The organism is Sphingobium terrigena, assembly GCF_003591655.1.
Classification (GTDB): domain Bacteria; phylum Pseudomonadota; class Alphaproteobacteria; order Sphingomonadales; family Sphingomonadaceae; genus Sphingobium; species Sphingobium terrigena.
Genome location: NZ_QVRA01000010.1, coordinates 154,921 through 174,432, shown reverse-complemented (window position 1 = coordinate 174,432; position 19,512 = coordinate 154,921). Strand labels below are relative to the sequence as shown.

Genomic DNA, 19,512 nt, shown 5'->3' with positions numbered 1-19,512 from the left:
CCCTGCCCATGATGGCTCAATCACCGCATAGCCGCGCGCAACCAACAACCATAACCAACCCGCCCGGCCAAATCGCCGCTTACGCAAAGGTCTCCTTAAAGGGAGAGGGGGTGCGCAGACTTGGCAGCTTGCAGCCTTAGTCGTAGCTGGGTGAGGGTGTCACGGCCTCACGCGAGCGCGCGCCATCAGCGTCGAACCCCCTCATCCAACTCCGCCTAGACGACTTCGTCGCCAAGGCTTCGTATCCTTCTCCCCCCAAGGGAGAAGGGCGTGTTGCTTCTCGCCGTCATCCTATCCAGCGCACAAAGGGGCCGACTGGGCGGCCCCTTTTGTCTCATCCGGCTTTGCGCGCGCTTAGCGGGGCGGCTGTGCCCCTGCTGCGCCTTGCTGTTGCTGCATCATCTGCTGCATCTGCATGATTTCGGCGCGGGATTTGAAGTCGTGGAGGGTGACGTCGAAGATCAGGATAGAGCCGGCGGGGATTGGCCCTGCGGCCTGATCGCCATAGCCAAGCTGCGGCGGGATCCAGAGGCGGTATTTGCCGCCCTTCTTCATCTTTTGCAGGCCTTCGGAGAAGCCGGGCACGACGCCGTCGATCGGCATCGGCGCCTGCGGATTTTCGTCGAACACGGTGCCGTCGAGCAGCGTACCCTTATACCCCACCAGCGCCACGTCGGCGGTGGTCGGGCTGGGTCCGGTGCCTTCAGTCAGCACCTGATATTGCAGACCCGATGGCGTGGTGATCACGCCGTCAACGTCGGCATTCTGCGCCATGAAGGTGGACGGCGAGGCTTCGATGCCCTGCTGCCCGGCCCAGGCCAGACCGCCAGCCGCGAGCGCAAGCGCGGCGACACCAATCCAGAGGCGCGTCAAAGACCCCCTGGCGATAGGACGAAGGGGAACGGCCGTTGTGGACATGGCGAAGCTTCTCGCAATTATGAGCGGGCAGGCAGCAGGATAGCGGGACGGCGCAGGCCGCCCCGGCGGCGCTTACTTCGCGCCGTCGCGCTCGGCGCGCTTGCGGTCCATCTTGCGGGCGCGGCGCACGGCAGCGGCCTTTTCACGGGCGCGCTTTTCCGAGGGCTTCTCGTAGTGACGACGCAGCTTCATTTCGCGATACACGCCTTCACGCTGCAGCTTCTTCTTGAGCGCGCGGAGGGCCTGGTCGACATTGTTGTCGCGAACGATGATCTGCATAAGTCCGTCAATCTCCAATCGAAAACGAGCGTTTTGCCGGGATTTTCCAATCCGTCCCGACAGCCCGTCGCAATAGCAAAGCCTGTGAGTCGTCGCAGGTCACCCTACGCCGTGTGGGGCGCGCCCTACCAGCAGAGTCGCGGCAATTCAACCCTAAAGCCCGCGCTCTAGACTTACGTGCGCGGAAAGTAGATGATGTTTGCCACTATATAAGAGAGGATCGCCCATGGCCAGCGCCGCAAAACACCCCGACATATCCCCCGCCGAATGGGAGGCGCGCCAGCAACTGGCCGCCTGCTACCGCATCTTCGACCATCTGGGCTGGTCCGAACTCATCTATAACCATATCACCGTGCGCGTGCCGGGGGAGGACAGCGCCTTCCTGATCAACCCGTTCGGGCTTGGTTATCATGAGGTGACCGCGTCCAATCTGGTCAAGATCGACATTGATGGCACGGTGCTGGACGGCAGCCCCTATCCGGTCAACCGTGCGGGCTTTGTCCAGCATAGCGTGTTCCACCGCCATCTGCCCGACGCCCATTGCATCATCCACACCCATACGACGGCGGGGATGGCGGTGAGTGCCTGCGCCGAGGGACTGCGCCCGATCAGCTTCTACGCCGCCGCCTTTGCCGGGCGAATCGCCTATCATGATTTTGAAGGCGTCACGATTCGCGGCGAGGAAGGCGAACGGCTGATCGCCAATCTGGGCGACAGGCGGGTGATGATGCTGCGCAACCATGGCACGCTGGTGATGGCGGAGACTTTGCCCGAAGCGTTCCTCAAGCAATGGATGCTCCAGCGCGCCTGCGAGATTCAGGTGGCAGCGGGCGCGGCGGGGACGCCGGTGGAACTGAGCGAGGCGGTGATCGCGGTGCATCAGCGCGATCTGGCGGGCGTCACATTGCCGGTCGGGCCGGGGGTGCCGGATTTTCAGGCGATGGTGCGGCTGATCGACCGGGTGGACCAGAGCTGGCGGGATTAGCCCCCTCCTCCGTTCGCCCTGAGCTTGTCGAAGGGCCGTCCTTCTTGAAGTGAAGGACAAGGCTTCGACAGGCTCAGCCCGAACGGAGTGGGGTTTCATAACGGCGGAGGACAGCTCGCCCCCTCATCCGCCAGCCGTCGCACCTCCTGCGCGGCGACCTGGGCGAGCCAGGCGCGGCGTTCGGCCTTGTCGGCATTTTCCTCCGCCAGTTTGCGCGCAGCCTGCGCCTCGTTGCGCTGCTGCACTGCCATGCGGGCATAGGTGAAGGCGGCGATCGAGAGGCCGCTCAGCACGACGATCAGCAGGAAGGCGAAGGCCCCCAGCGCGGCGGCGATGCGGCGGCTGCGGCGCTGGTCGCGGCGGTAGAGACTGGCATAGGGCGTGCCGAGCAGTCCGGCGATCAGCTTGAGCTTGACGATATTGCGGTCGTTCTTCTGGAGATCGGGCGCGAGCGGTTCGAGCGGCTGGCTGCGGTCCAGTTCGCCGTCCGCATCCAGCGCAAACAGCAGGGGCGCGGGGAAACAGTCCGTGTCGGGATCGCCGGGCTTGCCCGCCGCGATCAGCGCGAATACCGGGGCGTCCGGGTTGATCGTCTTGAAGCTGCGAATTTCCTTGTCGACCCAGACCGATCGGGCGGCGCTGGGTGAGCAGATGACGATCAGCGCGTCGGACCGGGCGAGCGCGCCCTGCAATTTGGGGCCGAGTTCGGCGGCCCCGGCCAGTTCATCCTCGTCGCGGAAAATCGGCCGCAGCCGGGCGGGGATCGGCCCGCGATCGCCCGGTGTGCCGACCAGCCCCTTGGGCACGCGATAATTTTCGATCGCGCGGTGCAGCCAGCGGGCGACCTTCATATCGGCATGGCTGTAGCTGATGAAGGCGGCATAGCGCCCTGCCCCCGCCCCGCCGACCAGCGCGGTCAATTGCTTGGCCAGGTCCGCGCCACCGCTCAGCACTGGCTTTCCGACCATGGCAGCAGTATCCACGGGTATGGAGATGATCTTGCTGAAAGGGTTGGACATGAAGCGCAAAATCCTAATCGCAAGCGGGGCGATGATATTGGCGGCCAGCGGGGTGATGGCGCAGGACACCGCGCCTGTCGCCAAGCCGGCACCGATCAAGCCCGCCGACCCGTTCGCGCAGGCGATCGCCGCGCGGCAGGTTGCCGACTTTGCCCGGCGCGAGGGTGACCCCCATGCGATGCTGACCGCCGCAAGGATGCTGAAGCAAGTGCCGATGACCGATGGCGCGACTCCGGCGGAAGGCGACGCTGCCTTTTCGCCCGACGCCCTGTTTGCCGAGGCCAAGGCGCTGGCGCGTGACGATCAGGCCTTGCTGTTGCAGATTCGGCTGGCCCAGTCGGCATCGGGGCGCGGCGTGACCGCTTCGGCTTTCGGCAAGGGGCTGGTGCGGCGGGTGCAGGATGTCGGCGCGCGCAACGCCTATCGCTTCACCGTGACGGCCAAGGGGGGCGAGCCGCTGCGGATCGGCGCTATCGGCGACATTGGCACGAACATGTATATCCGCCTGCTCGATGCGTCGGGCAGGCAATTGTGCCTGGACGATAATGCCGATTATGCGCCGGTCTGTGCCGTAACGCCGCGCGCGTCGGGGCAATATCGCATCGACATCGGTAACAAGAGCGCAGCCAAGAGCCGGACGGTGATTTTGAGTAATTGAGGCGCTACTGGCGCATCCGCACCGGCCCACACCCCTACCCGACCTCCCATTCAGGATACACTCTGTGGGCGGTCGGGTGGGGGGGTGGGCCGGTGCGGCAACCGAAATGCGCTCTTTCGCGCATTTCGCCAAAAGGGTAATTAACACCGGCATCGTCAATTGCCGGTATAAAGTTCGCCGATCGACAGGCTGGCCTGCCCCTGCGCCTTGGCCAGCAGGTCGCGGATCGGCGCGACCAGCCGGGCGGCGGCACGCTGATTTTCAACCGTGCGCAACAGCAAGCGGAAGGTTTCCGGCGGCTGGGGTGTCACTAGGGCCACGACATGGTCCGTGCCATAGGGGGCAATGACCTGGCTTTCGAGGACGGGGAGCGACTGGCCGGGTGCCAGGCGACCGTCGCCATCCGAGGGCGCGGCCGGGAAGAGGCGCTGGACCGTTCCGTCCGACGCTATGTTGAACACTGTCGCATATTGAGGGGCGGTGCCAAGTTGATCCGCGCCCTGCTGCGCCAGCGCCAGCGTGACCGGCGCACCCGTGGGGTAGCGCGCGCCATTTTCGAGCGGGCCGATCATCAGCCGGGTGCGCTGTTCGGACAGGAGCGGGCGCAGCGCCTCGACCGCGGCCCATTTGTCGATGACGCCGCGCAACTGCGGCATGGTTTTGACATTTTGCGCGACCATGTCGCCGGTGCGGCGGAGCATGACCTGACGGACAGTGTCCCAGACGAAATCTGCGCCCTTGCCATCGGTCAGGATGCGCCAGGGATGGTCGCCGGTGACGCTGGCGCGCGCCTTCACGTCTGCGACATAGAGGCCCGGCAGCGGCGGGGCGACCGGGGGCGCGGGGGGCGGCGGCACGGTGGCGAACAGCCCCTGCCCTTCGCGGCCCGGCGGAATGATACTGCTGCTTTCCTGCCGCTGGCCGCTCAACATGCGGACCTGGACATTCAGGTAAGTGCCCAGTTCGCCGATGGTCAGCTTGCCATCGCCGTCCTGATCCGCCGCCATGCCTTTGCCATCGGCGCGCGGCGTGGTCAGCCCCTGCTCGAACGACCAGGTAAGGAAACCGCGCGTCGGTGCACCCTCGACCGGCAAGGCATTTTCCCAGGCGACCTGATCGTCGCGCGCGGCGCTGATATAGAAGAGGTTGGGCAGATCCTCCCGCGTGGCGGTAAGCGCCGCGCCCTCGACGGAAGCCAGCGTGCTGGCGAAGCGCGGCGCGGGACGCGACCCCAGCTCGACATTACGCCCGCCCAGCGTCAGGCGCGGGGTCATGCCCATGGCGCGCGGATCGACTGAGCGGTGTAGCGTGCCGGAATGACAGGTGTCGGCCATCATCAGCACCTGCACCCCGCGCGGGATGTACAGGGCGAGCCAGGTGTAGAAATCCTTGTCGACGATGAAGCGTTCAGCGTCCTTGCTGTCGGGATCGAAACCGGGCAGCGGCAGGAACTGGTCGGTATCGCCGTCGCGCGTCCCCTTTAGGCTGGCTTCGGCCAGCGCGCCATGGCCGGTATAATAAAGGAAGATCCAGTCGCCCGGTTTGGAGCGAAGCCCCAGAGCATGGAGCGCGGTTTCGACCGTGGTGCGACTGACACCGTCATTACGCAACACTGTGACATCGCTGGCACCCTGACCGCGAATCACTGTCTCCATGGCTTGAAGATCATTTTCGGGACCAGCCAGATCCATGATCAGGGAGGAGCGGAACTGCCAGGCACCGACCAGCAGGGCGCGGGTTTCGGCATGGACAGCCGACGGGGATGCCAATATTGTGACAAAAGTCGTTAATACTGTTGCCCAGAGTCCACGACGCCCCTTCGCCACTTGGAATCTCCCGCGCTTTTTTGTTGCCTGATCAGTCATAACCCCATAATCTCATAATGGTTGGGGGAGCAATAACTATATCATGACTCAGGGTAGAACGATGATAATAGTGAGAGGTATCTTAGCCATTGCTTCTGCGGGACTTTCGCTGGGCATGGCGTCCACCGGGCTGGCGCAGGCCCCCGTCCCCGCAACCCCGCCGCAAAGCCAGCCAGGCGACACGACCGATGGTGCCGCAGGACGGGGCGTGCGCATCATCGCGCCGGAAGCACCGCCCGCCAATGTTGTTGCGAATGGGCAACAAGCCGCTCCGAATGCGACACCCCTGCCCGCTACCAGCGCGCCCGCAGCTAATGCCATCGCGCCGGTGAAGCTGCGCCCGGCCGAACCTGTCGGCACGCGACCAGCGCCCGTTGCCACCCCGGCTGCGGCCCCGGCGGTACTGAAAGCCTGTGATCGGCCGGTCGCCAAACCAACGCTTCGCTTCGCCGACCCCGCACGGTTCGACCGCGCGCTCAAAGGCAAGCTGCGGCGGGGACGGACAGTGGTGGTCGATATCGACTCGCCCTATCCGGTCGCCAATGAAGCGCCCGCCCCGCTGGGTGCCTGGCTGAACGAAATTGAAAAAAGCGGCGGCATGGTCACGGTCAGCCCCTATTGCCAGAAGGGGCGCGGCTTTGGCGGCTTCTTCGCCAAGCTGTTCGGCGGCGGTCCGGCCGAGCCGTACAAGGCCGCGCGGACCTATGACGCGGTGCTGCATGTCGATGCGGTCGACCAGATCGTCACTCAAGTGGAATTCGCGCCGCGCAAGGCCACGAAATGATCACGCGCGCTGCTTTGTCGCTGGCGCCCCTGTTCCGCGCCATGGCCGCGCTGGGCCTGCTGGTCGCGCTGCTGGCTGGCGGCGGCGCGGCGCACGCCGCCGACGAACCCCGGCTGGCGCTGGTGATCGTTAACGGTGCCTATCAGTCGTTCGACAAGCTTGCGTCCACCTATGCCGATGGCGACAAGATCACCACCGCGCTCAACGCCACCGGCTTTGTCGATGCGAGCGGCGAGGGACCAGTGCAGGTGCGCCGTGACCTGTCGCGTGACGCGATGCTGACCGCAATTGCTGATTTTCGCGCGAAACTGGCCGCCGCCGGACCCAAGGCGTTCGGGATGCTCTATTTTTCCGGCCATGGCGCGGCGCTGGGCAGCTATGGCGATGTCATGCTGCTGCCGGTCGATGCCGGGCGCGATGTGACGGCGGAGACGGCGACGCTGACCCGTGCGGCGCTGACCCGCAATCTGCTGGGGTCTGGCGCGAAAACCATGCTGATCGTGCTGGACATGTGCCGCAACGTGCTGGCCGCGCCGCCGCCATCGCTGACGCAGATGATTGCGGACGAAACCGGGGTGGAAACCAGCGCCGTGGGCGAGCTGGCCGGGAGCAAGGGGCTGCGCCGCATGGTGCGCGCGCCCGCTGCCGCGATCCGGCCCGATCAGGGCTATCTGGTCGCCTTTTCCACCAGTGCCGACCAGTTCGCGTTCGATGATGGTATCTTCTCCAAGGTGCTGGCCGAGGAAATCCGCCGCCCGCAACAGAATATCGCCGATGCCTTGAAGCGCGTATCGGATCGTGTCGCGCTTTCGGCAGGCAAGAATTTCCAGAAGCCGACGTTCGACTATGGCCTGCAAGGCGCGCCGCCCTGCTTCATTTCCTGCGACCGGGCAGCCAACGACCGTTTTTATGATTGCGCCAACTGCCCATGGATGCGGGCCATCCCCGCCGGCACTACCCCGTTCGGGTCGCCCCCATCGGAGCCGGGACGCGGCAGCGATGAGCCGGTGCAGGCCAATGTACGGATCGAGCGGCCCTTTGCGATCGGCGTCTATGAAGTGACGATCGCGGAATGGAATGGCTGCGTGCGCGACAATGCCTGTACGAAGCTGGGCAATTGGGCGAAGGAAAATCCCAACCCGCTAATCCCGGCGACCGACATCAGTTATGAGGATGCACAGGCGTTCCTGGCCTGGCTGACGGTCAAGTCCGGGCGCACCTATCGCCTGCCGACCGAGGCGGAGTGGGAATATGCCAGCCGGGGCGGCACGCCGAGTGCCTTTCCATGGGGCGACGATATCGGGCCGAGCCAGGCCAATTATGATCATACCGCGCGCTATCGCGGATCGGACACCGCCCCCTATCGCGGCTATCCCGAAAATGTGAACGCCTATCCTGCCAATGCCTTTGGTCTTAACCAGATGCAGGGCAATGTGTGGGAATGGACGGCGGGCTGCACCGACCAGTCGTGCCGGACGCGGGTGATCCGTGGCGGATCGTTCGAGAGTGCACCCGGCGCGCTGCGATCGGCCAACCGGTTAACGGTCGCGCCGACCAAACGGCGGCAGGATGCCGGCCTGCGGGTGGTGCGGGATCTGGACCCCGACGAGATACTCGGCGCGTCCTGACTATTTTCAATGAGGATCAGGAACCGGAGAGGGAAGCCGGTTCCGCAACAGGGGTGAGACAATGAAAAAATATCTGGCAACGGCGGCACTGATGGCATGTGTGCCGGGTACGGCGCAGGCTTCGGCCTATCTGGCGACGGTGGGCAGTCCCAACAGTCTGCAACATGGCGCGGTGACTACGGCGCTGAACCTTAACGACCTGGACTATGACGATGACCCGGACACGCCCGGATTCGACATGGAAGGCGATGCCGACACGATCGGCGCGGCGATCAGCTATTGGGGATCGGCAGGCGTGGAGGGCCAGCGCTACGAGCTGCGCTATCAAAAGGCGCTGCGTCCGTTCGAGGGCAGCCGCGCCCGCGTGCTGATCGACCCGGTGCTCAACGTCCTGCACGTCAATAACGGCGCGACCGCAACAATGGGGACGCTGTCCACCGGGATCGAGATACCGGTCCAGCCCAACTGGCTGATCACCCCGCGCATCGCCTATGGCGTCACTGACGCAGGAGCCTTTTTCGGTTCGACCAGCAGCGACCTCATCACTCTGTCGGCGAGCAGCCGCTACAAGATCGCCCAGGTCGGGCGCGGCGACCTGACCATTGGCAACATGATCGGCTGGTCCACAACCACCAATTGGGGTCTGGGGCGCGATCCGGCTTTCTATGTGAAGGAAAATGTCTTCACCTTCCGCAATGGCGTGGCCTATCAGCTGCCGTTCAAGGGGCGGATGTTCGGCGGACGGCAGGGGTCGCTGCGCGCCAGTTACACCTGGACCAAGCTGACCGACGATCCGCAATCCTATGAGGATGTGCATGAAGCGGCGCTGAGCATCGGCATCCGCACCCGCGAGGCGGAACAGAAGAGCAAGGCCGAACAGTTGCGCATCGGGCTGATCTACACCCATGGCACCAACAGCTTTTCGCATGATTTCGATTATGACGCGCTGACGCTGACCATCGGCTATCGCTTCTAAGAACGGCACATCCAAGGGGAGGAACGGGCGATGACGCATCGGGCCATAAGCTGGGGCATCCCGGCATTGCTGGCGCTGTCAGGGGTCGGCCTTTCGGCGTTATCCGCGCAGGAGGCGGACGATCCGCAATTCATGACAGGTGCGGAACCCGTTTCTCCCGAAGATTATGCGAAACTGCCCAAACAGGGGCGGTTTCGCGCCTATCTGCCCAAGCGAGTGGATCTGTCCAACGCCTATCCGCCGCCCGGATCGCAGGGACCGCAACCCAATTGCGTCGCCTGGGCCACCACTTATGCGGCACGCACTTTCCTGAACTTTCGTGACAAGGATGTGCAGCCCGCCGCGCCTGCCGACCAGATGAGCCCGGCCTATGTCTATAACCGGCTGCGCCCTGCCGGCACGCCGTGCAGCGGGACGATCAGCATCGTCGAGGCGCTGACCTTGCTCAAGAATGAGGGGACGGTCAGCCTGGCCGACTTCCCCGACGACATGACCAAATGCGCGATCCCCGCGCCCGAAGCGCTGAAAGCCAAGGCGGGCAATTATCGCCTGCTGGACTGGCGCGCGGTCGACCGCGAGGTGAAGGATGACTGGCGCACACCGATCATCCTGGATGACGTAAAGGGTGCGCTGGCGCGTGGCGCGCCGGTGATCTTCGCCATGCCTGTCCCTGCCGATTTCAAGGCGCATCGCGGCGATGGCGTTTACCGCCGCGGCGAAGTCCCGGCCAAGGCCAATTATCACGCCATGGCGATCGTGGGCTATGATGAGGAGCGGCAGGCGCTGCGCATCATGAACAGCTGGGGTCCGATCTGGGGCGACAAGGGCTATGCCTGGATCGACTATGCGACCTTCCGGCTGTTGACCGGGGAAGCCTATTCGCTTGAAGCGCCGGTGGTTCCGGCCGCGCCCGGCGCCTCGCCGCCAGCGCCCAAGAGCGCGGCGCAGATGGTGAGCGAACAGGCCGCCGCCATGCCCTGCGGTGCCGTCAGCGTGAAGGGCGGCGCGGTATCGGGCTTTTCCGGCGACCTGAACGCAATTGCCGCCTTGCGCGAGGCCGCGCTGAAGGCCGACCCCAAAACGAAGTTCGAGGTGCGTCATCTGCCCTGGCCGCAATGCGAGGCGGCGCTGACGCTGGCCGGCCCGATGGCACGGGCGGGGACGCGGATCGCGGCGCTGACCGAGGCAGGCGCTCCGCGTGAGGGCGATCCGGTGACGATGAAGGAGAATGAGATTTTCGGCGTCAGCGCGACCACCACGGCGGCGCGGCCCTATCTCAGCATCATCTATCTGCAGGCCGATGGCAGCGCGGTGGAACTGCATCGCGGCCATCCCGAACCCGATCGCAAGGGGGTGCGGCAGGTGATGATCGGCCTGTCCAAGACCGCGCAACGCTATGCCGTCGCCCCGCCCTTCGGCCCGGAACTGATCGTCGCGCTGGCGTCCGACAAGCCGCTGTTTGGTGATGATGAGGTGGTCAATGGCACTGAACGGCAATTTCTGACGCGGCTGCGCGCCAAGCTGGTCGGCCATCCCGGTGACGGCGTGTCCGCCGCCTTCGTCCGCCTGCACACCAGCAACTGACCCCCGCGATGACCGGGGGCAAGCGGGGCAAGGGACTAAGGCTGCCGCCGGTCGCGCCGATCGTGCGGTTCGGGGCGATGGGGGTCGCTTTCCTGCTTGGCACATGGGGCTTTAGCCAAGCCTATGGTCAGGCGGGAATCGCCTCCACCCTGGCGCAGGATGCGTTCCGGTCGCTGCGGCTGATCGTCGGCAATTTTCCGCAGGCGCTGGAGGGGCGCGATTTGCCGATCGCGCTGCATATCGCACGCTGGGCGCTGCCGTTGCTGACCTTCTGGTCCACCGTCGCGCTGGCGTGGGAGCAATTACGCAATCCCTGGCGGCTGGCGGTGATCCGGGCGCGGGGCGACCATCTGGTGATTGCGGGCGATGCCGATAGCGGGCTGGCGGCGCAGGCGGCGCGCGGCGCGCTGGATGACGGGCGGCGGGTGCTGCTGTGGCCGGGGGACCGGCGCACCGTCTGGGTCGCAGACGCGATCGAGGCCGGGGCGGCGGAGGTCGAGCAGGCGGAAACAGACGACAGCGTGCAGGCACTGGCGCTGGACAAGGCGCGGGCCGTGCTGCTGCTGAGCCGCGAGGCGCGGACCAATATTGCCCTCGCCTCCGCCGTTATGGGGCAGGCGGCGCAGGTGCGTGCCGCTGGCGATCCGCTGGACGTCATCCTGCGCGTCGATGACCTCGACCTGCGGCGCAGCGTCGAGCAGCGGTTCGAGCAGGGCGACCGCAAGACCGCGCGGGTGCGGCTGGCGGCGCTGCCCGACATTGCCGCGCGGCAGCTGGCGCTGGCCCGGCCGATCGACGGTTTCAGTCGCACGGGACAGGCGGGGCGCGGCGTGCTGGTGATCGGCTTTACCCCGCTGGTCGAGCGCTATGTGCTGCGGACATTGGCGGGCGGCCATTATCGCGACGGGGGCAAGCCGTCCTTTTTCATTCATCTGGCCGATGCGGCAACGGCTGAGGCAGGTTTCCGGGCGCGCAATCCGGGGGCAGACAGCCTGTCGCCTGTGCGCTTTGTCGAAGCGCGGCCTGACCCTGCGGGGATCGGCGCGCTAATCGACCTGCATGTCGCGGCACAGGGTGAGCCGGTCGCAATCCTGATCGACGCGGGCGAAGATGACAGGGCGCTGGCGATCGCGCTGGCGGTCGATGCGCGCTATCGCGCTGCCGCGCTAGTCGCGCCGCCGATCCATGTGCGGATGGATGGCGGGCATGATACGCGGCTGGGCGCGGGGATTTTGCCATTCGGGGCGCTCGCCGATCTGGCCGATCCCGACATGCTGTTGCAGGACCGGCATGATGCGCTGGCCCGGTCGATCCATGATTTCTATCTGGAGGGGCGCTTTGCAGAAGGGGAGCGAATCGGCGTGCGGGCGTCGATGCAGGAATGGGAAAATCTGCCCGAAAGCTTCCGCGACGATAACCGGCTGGTCGCCGACTGCTATCAGTTGAAACTGCGCGACATTGGCGCGCGGCTGGTGGAGGGCAGCGGACCGTCGCTGCTGCTGACGCCCGATGAACTGGAGGAATTGTCGCGCGCCGAGCATGACCGCTGGATGGCGGCGAAGCTGGTGCAGGGATGGACGTTCGGCGTGGTGCGCGATGACGCCAAGCGGCTGCACCCCGACATCATCCCCTATGATGATTTGAGCGAAGCGATCAAAGATCTGGACCGGGAGCAGGTGCGGATCATGGCGCGGTTGCTGGGCGCGTCTGGGCGGCGGGCGCTCCGGGTGCTGACCGTGGCGATCCTGTCGGGTGGGCAAGCCGCGCCGCCCGATCCGGGGGCGCTGCTGGGGGCGCTGGACGCGCATTATCCCGACCGGGTGCCGCTGTTTGCGGGCGATCTTGCCGATGGCTGGTCGCGGGCGATGATGGCGGCGCTGCATCAGCGGGGGCGGTTGATTCAACTGGTGCTGGTGAGCCATGTCCAGGCAATCATCGACAGGCTGCATGGCGGCGACGCGCGGATGGCGGCGGAGTTGGTGCGGGCGGCGGACGGCATTTGCGCCATGGCCGATCCGGCGGTCCTGCCTGATGCACAACTGGTCCTGACGCCGGGTCCGGTCGACGACGCCCGCGCCGTGCAACTGGGCAGCGACGGCGCGATTGTCCGGGCGCCATGGGCGCGCTGAAGGGCAGCCGCAAAATCCTTGCCGCGCTGGGGGCCGGGCTGTGGCTGATCGGGCGCGCGACGCGCGGCATGGCGCGGCGGTTGGTGGCAGGCGATCGGCTGGCGCAGCGGCAATTGGCCGATGGCCTGCCGCTGCATGTCTGGCGACCCTTGCGCACGTTGCTGCCGCTGGCGGCGCTGGCGGGAATGATCGCCGGGATCGGCGCGGCGCGGCTGCTGGCATTGTATAATGCGCAGATTCCGGTTCAGGCGGCGCTGGCGGAAACGCTGTTGCGCGACATCGTGCCGTTGCTGGTGGGGCTGTTCGCGTCGGGCAGCGTGTCCGTGGCGCTATCATCGCGGCTGGGGGCGATGTCGCTCAACCGGGAGATTGACGCGCTGGAGGCGTTGGGGCGCGACCCGGTCGGCCATGCTTTGGGTCCGGCACTGGTCGCGGTGCTGCTGTCAGTGCCGATCCATATGATGCTGGCAGGGTTGGCCGCGCTGGTCGGCTGCGCCCTGCCGCTGGGGTTGATGGCCAATATCGACTGGGCGCAATGGGCGGGCTTTGCCTTTTCGCACGAGGCGGCGGGGGCGATGCTGACCGGCATGGGCAAGGTGCTGGTCTATGCGCTGATCGCCTTTGGCGTGGGCGGCGCTGTGGGAGCCAAGCCGGTGCGATCGCCCGCCGACATTGGCCGCCGCGCGACCACCGCCTTTACCGCCGGGCTGCTGGGGATTTTCACGGCAGCGGCGATCTGGACTGCCTTGGCATGAGCGATCTGCTGACCTTTGAGGGCGTCAGTTTAATCCTGGGCGGGGTGCGGTTGCTGGACCGGATCGACCTGACCATCGCGGCGGGTGAGCGGGTCGCGATTGTGGGCGAGAGCGGATCGGGCAAGGGCTGGCTGTTGCGGCTGGCGGTCGGGCTGGCGGAGCCGGGTAGCGGCACGGTGCGGCTGATGGGGGTGGCGCTGGACGAAGCCGATACCGACGCGCGCCGGTTGCTGCGCGCACGTTGCGGGCTGGCGATGCAGGGCGGGTCATTACTGGGCGACCTGACCGTCGAGGAGAATATGCGGCTGGCGCTGGGGCGCATGGGCGGGCGTGACGCGCAGGCGGGACGGCGGATCGACCGGCTGCTGCTGGAATATGGGCTGGAGCAGGCGGCGAGCATCCGCGCCGACATGCTCTCCATCGGTGAGCGGCGGCGGGCGGAACTGGCGCGCGCCTTCATGCGTGATCCTGACCTGCTGATTCTGGACGAGCCGTTCGAGGGCGCCTATGCGCGTAGCGCAGCGCTGGAGGAGCAGGTGCGACGGCGGATCGTGCCGCATGGCCGGGCGCTGCTGCTGCTGACGCAGGATGCGGCGCTGGCGGGGCGATTGTGCGAGCGGGTGTATCGGCTGGAGGCTGGGCGGTTGGTGTAGCCTACCTCCGTTCCGGCTGAGCGAACGGGGGTATTTGGATCTCGATGCTTCAACAGGAAGCAGCGCTGACTTTCCCCGATACGGCGTCCTGAACGAAGGCCTCAACCGCCTGTTCGATCGCGCCCTGAAATGCCGCAGCCCGTGCCGTGCCGGCCGCCGCGGCGATCGGCTGGGTGGCGCAATAGCGGCCGGTCCAGATGGCCTTGCCCTGCGCCACCTGGGTCACGTCGAAGGCGACGACCGCTTGCGCGCTGCCAGCGCCGGTCACTTCCTCGAACCGGCCGAGCGTCGCCACGACCCGGCGGTCGGCAACCAGCGACAGGTCCGGCCCGGTTACGGCGGCAAAGCGGGTGCGCAGCCCGGCGACCAGAGCGCGGGCGAGCATGGTGGCGGGCGGTTCTTCCCAGAAGAGAGTCGCGGCCTGCCGGATTTCGCCGGGTGTGGCGGCATCGACATAGGCGTAGCGCAGCCCACCGCTCAATCCCCGCGCCTGCACCGGGGCGACCGTCAGCGTCGGCGCAGGCTGGACTGGGCCGGGGGTGAAGCGGGGCGACAGGCGCATGGTGACGGGCACGTCGCCGCCCTTCAGCGCGGCGCAGGCCGGGAGCGCAAGGAGCAGGAGGATCGAGGCGAGGCGCATCATTTTTTCCCTCCCGGCGGTGGCGGATCGGCGTAGCGCTGGCCCCGGATCGCGAAGGTCGGGTCGCCCGCCAGCCTTTCGCTCAAATTGCCGAGGCTGGCGCTGGTGCGTTCCAGATTGGCGCTGGTGGCGATCAGCGAGGCGGACGCCCCCTCCAGGATCATCCGCGCTTCGCTGGCGCTGCCCTTTCCTTCGGCGAGCAGCCCGGCGATGCTGGTCTGGTTCTGCGCGACCATCGCCTGGGTTTCGCGCAATATGCCGTTGAGCGCGGCAATGTCGATTTCCGACGCGCGACCGGTTGCCTTGCGGACGTGAGAGAGGGTCAGCGCAATATCGCCCTGCCCCGGCGTGAAGCTGCGGTCGAGCTGGGTGCTGAGCGAGTTGAGCGCCGCAAGAGTCTCGGTTGCGTTGCGGGCGACCTGCGCCATGTCGACCGCGCTGCCCGATCCGTCGCCCTGCAACATGGTGGCGAGCCGCTGCGCCATCGCGTTGGCGGTGCGGGCGACGGCGGCGGCTTCACCAATCGCGATCGAGGCGGTCTCGAACAGGTCGGCGGGGCGGCGGCATCCGGCGATGGCGTCGGTCGTCTGTGGCCCGGCGATCGTGTCGCAACCATAAGCGCGGCGGGCGGTGGCGCACTGCGCGCTTGCGGTTTCCAGCGCGACCAGTTCGATGCGCGGGGCCGTCAGCGGATTGGCGGCGGCGACGGTGGCGAAGGCGCAGGGGGAGGGCCGCCAGTCCTTCGCCACGCCCATATGGACCGCAAAGGTGCGGCTGGCCCCGTCCAGTTCGACCGAGCGAACCTGACCAATGGGCGCGCCGCGAAAATAGACTTGCACGCCGGGCGAGACACCCTCGACATCATCGAGCGTGGTGGCGATGACCCGCTGGCGGAAGAAGGGATCGGGGACCAGCGCCACGATTCCAACCAGCGCCACGGCGAGGATCGCGGCCCCGACGCCCCATCTGATCTGCGTTGCTGCGTCCGGCGTCATCGACCCCTCCCCTGCCGGTCACAACAGACCCGCGCGGGGGTCTTGTCAAGCGGGATCGGCGGTGCCGAAGCCGCCACCGCCCGGCGTTTCGATGACGAACATATCGCCAGCCTGCATATCGACGGTGGCGGTAGGTCCGAGCTGTTCGATATTGCCGTCAGCGCGTTCGATCATGTTGCGGCCGGCGCTACCGGGTGCGCCGCCCGCCAGGCCGAAGGGCGGGACGATACGGCGGTTGGAGAGGATGCCTGCAGTCATATCTTCCAGAAAGCGGATGCGGCGCAACGCGCCGTCGCCGCCCTTATGAACGCCCTGCCCGCCGGAGCCGGGACGGATCGAAAATTCTTCGAGCAGCACCGGGAAACGGGTTTCGAGGATTTCGGGATCGGTCAGGCGGCTGTTGGTCATATGCGTCTGCACCACCGGCGCGCCGTCAAAGTCCGGACCAGCGCCGGAGCCGCCCGCGATCGTTTCATAATATTGGTGGCGGGCATTGCCGAAGGTGAAGTTATTCATCGTCCCCTGCGCGCCTGCCATGACGCCGAGCGCGCCGAATAGGGCGTCGGTGACGACTTGACTGGTTTCGACATTGCCCGCGACCACGGCGGCGGGGTGGCGGGGGCGGAGCATCGAGCCTTCGGGGACGATGATGGTGATGGGCTTCAAACAGCCGTCATTCATTGGCACCGCCTCGTCGATCAGGGTGCGGACGACGTAGAGGACGGCGGCGCGGACGACCGAGACGGGGGCGTTGAAATTGCCAGGAAGCTGGGGCGACGATCCGGCGAAATCGACGGTCGCGGAACAGCTCGCATGGTCAAGCCGGACAGTGACCTGGACAATAGCACCATTATCCATCGCATAGCTGAATTTGCCGTCGGACAGGCGGGTCATGAGGCGGCGGACGGCGGCTTCGGCCTGGTCCTGGACATGGGACATATAGGCGGCGACGGTGGCCGCGCCATAATCGTTGCTTATCCGTAACAATTCCTGACTGCCCCGCGCGCAGGCGGCGATCTGGGCGGTGAGATCGGCGACATTCTGATCGATATTGCGCGCAGGCCATGGTCCCGATGCGAGCAATGCGCGCATATCGGTTTCAAGAAAACGCCCGCGATCAACCAGCAGGACATTATCGAGGATGGCCCCTTCTTCCTCAACCGAAACGCTGCCCGGCGGCATGGAGCCGGGGGTGATGCCGCCAATATCGGCATGATGGCCGCGCGCCGCGACATAATAGGCAGGCGCAGCGTCCTGATCGACGAACACCGGCATGACGACGGTGACGTCGGGCAGATGGGTGCCACCATCATAGGGCGCGTTGAGGGCATAGACATCGCCCGGCTGCATCCCGCGCCCGTCGATCGGCTGCCTGTCCGGCCCGGTCCCGCGCCGCGCCATGATCGTGCGGATGCTGTCGCCCATGCTGCCCAGATGCACCGGCATATGCGGGGCGTTGGCGACCAGATTGCCCGCTGCGTCGAACAGAGCGCAGGAAAAATCGAGCCGTTCGCGGATATTCACCGACGACGCGCTGTTCTGGAGCGCGGCCCCCATTTCCTCGGCAATGGCCATGAAGAGACCACCCATGACTTCGAGCCGAACGGGATCGACCGCGCTGGCGTCCCCGGTCTGCGGCGCAGGGCGCGGGCTGTGGCGGGTGAGGATCAGATTGCCGATCGCGTCCAGCCGCGCGCGCCAGCCGGGTTCCACGACGGTGGTGGAGACGGGGTCGATGATCAGCGCTGGGCCGTCGATGATGCTGGTGGCGGCCAGGCCTGCGCGGTCGTGGACCGGGGCGGTTTCGCCTGCATAGTCGATATGGGCCAGCGGGGCGGCGGGTTGCGCGGCGATGGTGGCGATCGCGCTCATCGCTTCGCTGGTGTCGGCAATCGCCTCGACCCGCGCCATGTCGATGAGGATGCGGCCCTGCCCGACAAAACCGAAGCGGGCGCTATGCTGGGTCAGGAAATCGGCGCGCATCGCGTCGATATCCGCCAGCGGCACGTCGAACAGGCTGTCGGTGCCATCATAGCGCAGCCGCAGCAGGGTTTCGATCCGGCCGGCCTGGGGCAGGTCGGCGCGGGCGTCGGCAGCAAGGGCCGCCAGCGCCTGATCGAGTTGCGCCATCCCCTGCGCATCAAGCGGCAGCGCCAGCGTGCGCTCCCGCACCGCGCGACGATCGGCCAGCCCCATGCCATAGGCAGACAATACCCCGCCCAGTGGATGGATCATCACCCGGTCCATGCCGAGCGCGTCGGCGACCAGGCAGGCATGTTGCCCGCCTGCCCCGCCGAAGCTGGCCAGCGTATAGCGTGTCACATCATGGCCGCGCGCGACCGAGATGCGCTTGATCGCATTGGCCATGCTGGCGACAGCGACGGCGATGAAACCCTGGGCTGCGTCGCGGACAGTAAGGGTCCGACCGGTCTCTGCCTGCACCTGCGCGCAGATCGTGGCGATGCGCGCCTGCGCCGCGGCGGGATCGAGCGGCTGGTCGCCATTCGGGCCGAACAGGCTGGGAAAATGATCGGGCTGAATCTTGCCGAGCAGCAGGTTGCAGTCGGTGATGGTGAGCGGCCCGCCGCGCCGGTAGCAGGCCGGCCCCGGCACCGCGCCTGCCGATTCCGGGCCGACGCGGAAGCGGCCATCGACGAAGGAGCAGATCGAGCCGCCGCCCGCCGCGATGGTGTGGATGCGCATCATCGGCGCGCGCAGTCGGACGCCCGCGACCCGCGCCTCATTGTCGCGCTCATAGGCTCCGGCATAATGCGACACATCGGTCGATGTGCCGCCCATGTCGAAGCCGATCACCTCCCGGAAACCGGCCTGTTCCGCCGTCCGGGCAAGGCCGACAATGCCGCCCGCCGGGCCGGACAATATCGCATCCTTGCCCCGGAACAGGCTGCCGTCGATCAGGCCGCCGTTCGACTGCATGAACAGCATGTCCGCCTGATCGCCCAGCGCGTCGCGCAGCCCATCGACATAGGCGCGCAGCACGGGGGAGAGATAGGCATCGGCAGTGCAAGTGTCGCCGCGCCCGATCAGCTTGATGAGGGGGGCGACATCATGGCTGGTCGAAATCTGGGTGAAGCCGATATCGGCGGCCAGCGCGGCGATCGCCCGTTCATGGGCCGGATAGCGATAGCCGTGCATCAGCACGATGGCGATCGCGCGCAGGCCGCTGTCATAGCCCGATTGCAGCGCGGAGCGGGCCGGCTCCTGGTCCAGTGGTGTCAGCACCGAGCCATCGGCCATGACCCGTTCGTCCATTTCCGCCACCTGCGTATATAGTGGGTCGGGCAGGATGATGTGCCGCGCGAACAGGTCGGGCCGGTCCTGATAGCCGATGCGCAGCGCGTCGCGAAAACCGCGCGTGATCGCAAGCAGGGTCGGTTCGCCCTTGCGCTCCAGCAGGGCGTTGGTGGCGATGGTGGTGCCGATCCGCAACGAACAGGGCGGGATCATGCCCTCTGCTGCGCCGGTCAGCCGCCGCACCGCCTCCACCGCCGCGTCGGCATAGCGTTCAGGGTCGCTCGACAGCAATTTGGCGGTGTGCAGCCGCCCGTCGGGGTCGCGCGCCACCACGTCGGTAAAGGTGCCGCCGCGATCGATCCAGAATTGCCAGTCCATGGCGGGGGTGA

General features: G+C 66.5%; 16 protein-coding genes. 9 read left to right on the top strand and 7 right to left on the bottom strand.

The features are described 5' to 3' along the window. Nucleotides 1-354: 354 nt before the first annotated feature. Together D0Z70_RS13135 and rpsU are read right to left on the bottom strand one after the other, a co-directional pair. On the bottom strand, nt 355-918 hold the full coding sequence (locus D0Z70_RS13135; protein ID WP_119747106.1) for an FKBP-type peptidyl-prolyl cis-trans isomerase: 564 nt from the start codon (nt 916-918) through the stop codon (nt 355-357). A gap of 72 nt (nt 919-990) precedes the next feature. Then, nucleotides 991-1,197, bottom strand: a complete 207-nt coding sequence (rpsU, locus tag D0Z70_RS13130) for a 30S ribosomal protein S21 (protein WP_006957190.1) — start codon at nt 1,195-1,197, stop codon at nt 991-993. Between the two features lie 226 nt (nt 1,198-1,423). Here rpsU and D0Z70_RS13125 point away from each other — a divergent pair, with 226 nt between their 5' ends. After that, on the top strand, nt 1,424-2,182 hold the full coding sequence (locus tag D0Z70_RS13125) for a class II aldolase/adducin family protein (RefSeq protein WP_119747104.1): 759 nt from the start codon (nt 1,424-1,426) through the stop codon (nt 2,180-2,182). Nucleotides 2,183-2,277: 95 nt separating this feature from the next. Here the strand turns inward: D0Z70_RS13125 and D0Z70_RS13120 are convergent, their stop codons facing one another. Further along, nucleotides 2,278-3,201, bottom strand: coding sequence for a toll/interleukin-1 receptor domain-containing protein (locus D0Z70_RS13120; protein WP_119747145.1), 924 nt, complete (start codon nt 3,199-3,201; stop codon nt 2,278-2,280). Between D0Z70_RS13120 and D0Z70_RS13115 the strand changes: the two genes are divergently transcribed. Beyond that, complete coding sequence (locus tag D0Z70_RS13115; protein WP_239018911.1) at nt 3,200-3,859, top strand: hypothetical protein; 660 nt, start codon at nt 3,200-3,202, stop codon at nt 3,857-3,859. The genes D0Z70_RS13120 and D0Z70_RS13115 overlap by 2 nt on opposite strands. Nucleotides 3,860-4,014: 155 nt before the next feature. Here the strand turns inward: D0Z70_RS13115 and D0Z70_RS13110 are convergent, their stop codons facing one another. Next, the gene (locus D0Z70_RS13110; protein ID WP_239018910.1) at nt 4,015-5,628 is read right to left on the bottom strand and encodes a caspase family protein; all 1,614 of its coding nucleotides are present in this window, start codon (nt 5,626-5,628) and stop codon (nt 4,015-4,017) included. Nucleotides 5,629-5,839: 211 nt separating this feature from the next. Here D0Z70_RS13110 and D0Z70_RS13105 point away from each other — a divergent pair, with 211 nt between their 5' ends. The 7 genes from D0Z70_RS13105 (at nt 5,840) to D0Z70_RS13075 (ending at nt 14,233) form a co-directional block, all read left to right on the top strand. Then, the gene (locus D0Z70_RS13105; protein WP_119747102.1) at nt 5,840-6,508 is read left to right on the top strand and encodes a hypothetical protein; all 669 of its coding nucleotides are present in this window, start codon (nt 5,840-5,842) and stop codon (nt 6,506-6,508) included. Further along, nucleotides 6,505-8,136 carry an SUMF1/EgtB/PvdO family nonheme iron enzyme gene (locus tag D0Z70_RS13100; RefSeq protein ID WP_119747100.1) on the top strand — a complete coding sequence of 544 codons (1,632 nt, stop codon included), beginning with the start codon at nt 6,505-6,507 and terminating at the stop codon, nt 8,134-8,136. Before D0Z70_RS13105 ends, D0Z70_RS13100 begins: the two co-directional genes overlap by 4 nt. Nucleotides 8,137-8,197: 61 nt before the next feature. After that, complete coding sequence (locus D0Z70_RS13095) at nt 8,198-9,112, top strand: hypothetical protein (protein WP_119747098.1); 915 nt, start codon at nt 8,198-8,200, stop codon at nt 9,110-9,112. A 30-nt stretch (nt 9,113-9,142) separates the two neighbouring features. After that, a complete protein-coding gene (locus D0Z70_RS13090) occupies nt 9,143-10,696 on the top strand; it encodes a C1 family peptidase (RefSeq protein WP_119747096.1) in 1,554 nt (517 codons plus the stop codon). Nucleotides 10,697-10,704: 8 nt separating this feature from the next. Next, nucleotides 10,705-12,825 (top strand): RyR domain-containing protein, encoded by a 2,121-nt coding sequence (locus D0Z70_RS13085; protein WP_119747094.1) that lies wholly within the window; start codon nt 10,705-10,707, stop codon nt 12,823-12,825. Next, nucleotides 12,813-13,580: an ABC transporter permease gene (locus D0Z70_RS13080; RefSeq protein WP_119747092.1), complete on the top strand. Its 768-nt coding sequence runs from the start codon at nt 12,813-12,815 to the stop codon at nt 13,578-13,580. The genes D0Z70_RS13085 and D0Z70_RS13080 overlap by 13 nt, the downstream gene beginning before the upstream one ends. Continuing rightward, entirely contained in the window at nt 13,577-14,233 is a 657-nt protein-coding gene (locus D0Z70_RS13075) for an ATP-binding cassette domain-containing protein (RefSeq protein ID WP_119747090.1), read from the top strand. Before D0Z70_RS13080 ends, D0Z70_RS13075 begins: the two co-directional genes overlap by 4 nt. Before the next feature lie 49 nt (nt 14,234-14,282). On the opposite strand, the gene D0Z70_RS13070 is transcribed toward D0Z70_RS13075, so the two are convergent. From D0Z70_RS13070 to D0Z70_RS13060, 3 genes are read right to left on the bottom strand one after another with little or no spacing between them, the layout of a single operon-like run. Further along, a complete protein-coding gene (locus D0Z70_RS13070; protein ID WP_119747088.1) occupies nt 14,283-14,876 on the bottom strand; it encodes an ABC-type transport auxiliary lipoprotein family protein in 594 nt (197 codons plus the stop codon). Next, the gene (locus tag D0Z70_RS13065) at nt 14,873-15,868 is read right to left on the bottom strand and encodes an MlaD family protein (RefSeq protein ID WP_119747086.1); all 996 of its coding nucleotides are present in this window, start codon (nt 15,866-15,868) and stop codon (nt 14,873-14,875) included. Before D0Z70_RS13065 ends, D0Z70_RS13070 begins: the two co-directional genes overlap by 4 nt. Before the next feature lie 45 nt (nt 15,869-15,913). Next, nucleotides 15,914-19,501, bottom strand: coding sequence for a hydantoinase B/oxoprolinase family protein (locus D0Z70_RS13060; protein WP_119747084.1), 3,588 nt, complete (start codon nt 19,499-19,501; stop codon nt 15,914-15,916). Nucleotides 19,502-19,512 lie beyond the last annotated feature (11 nt).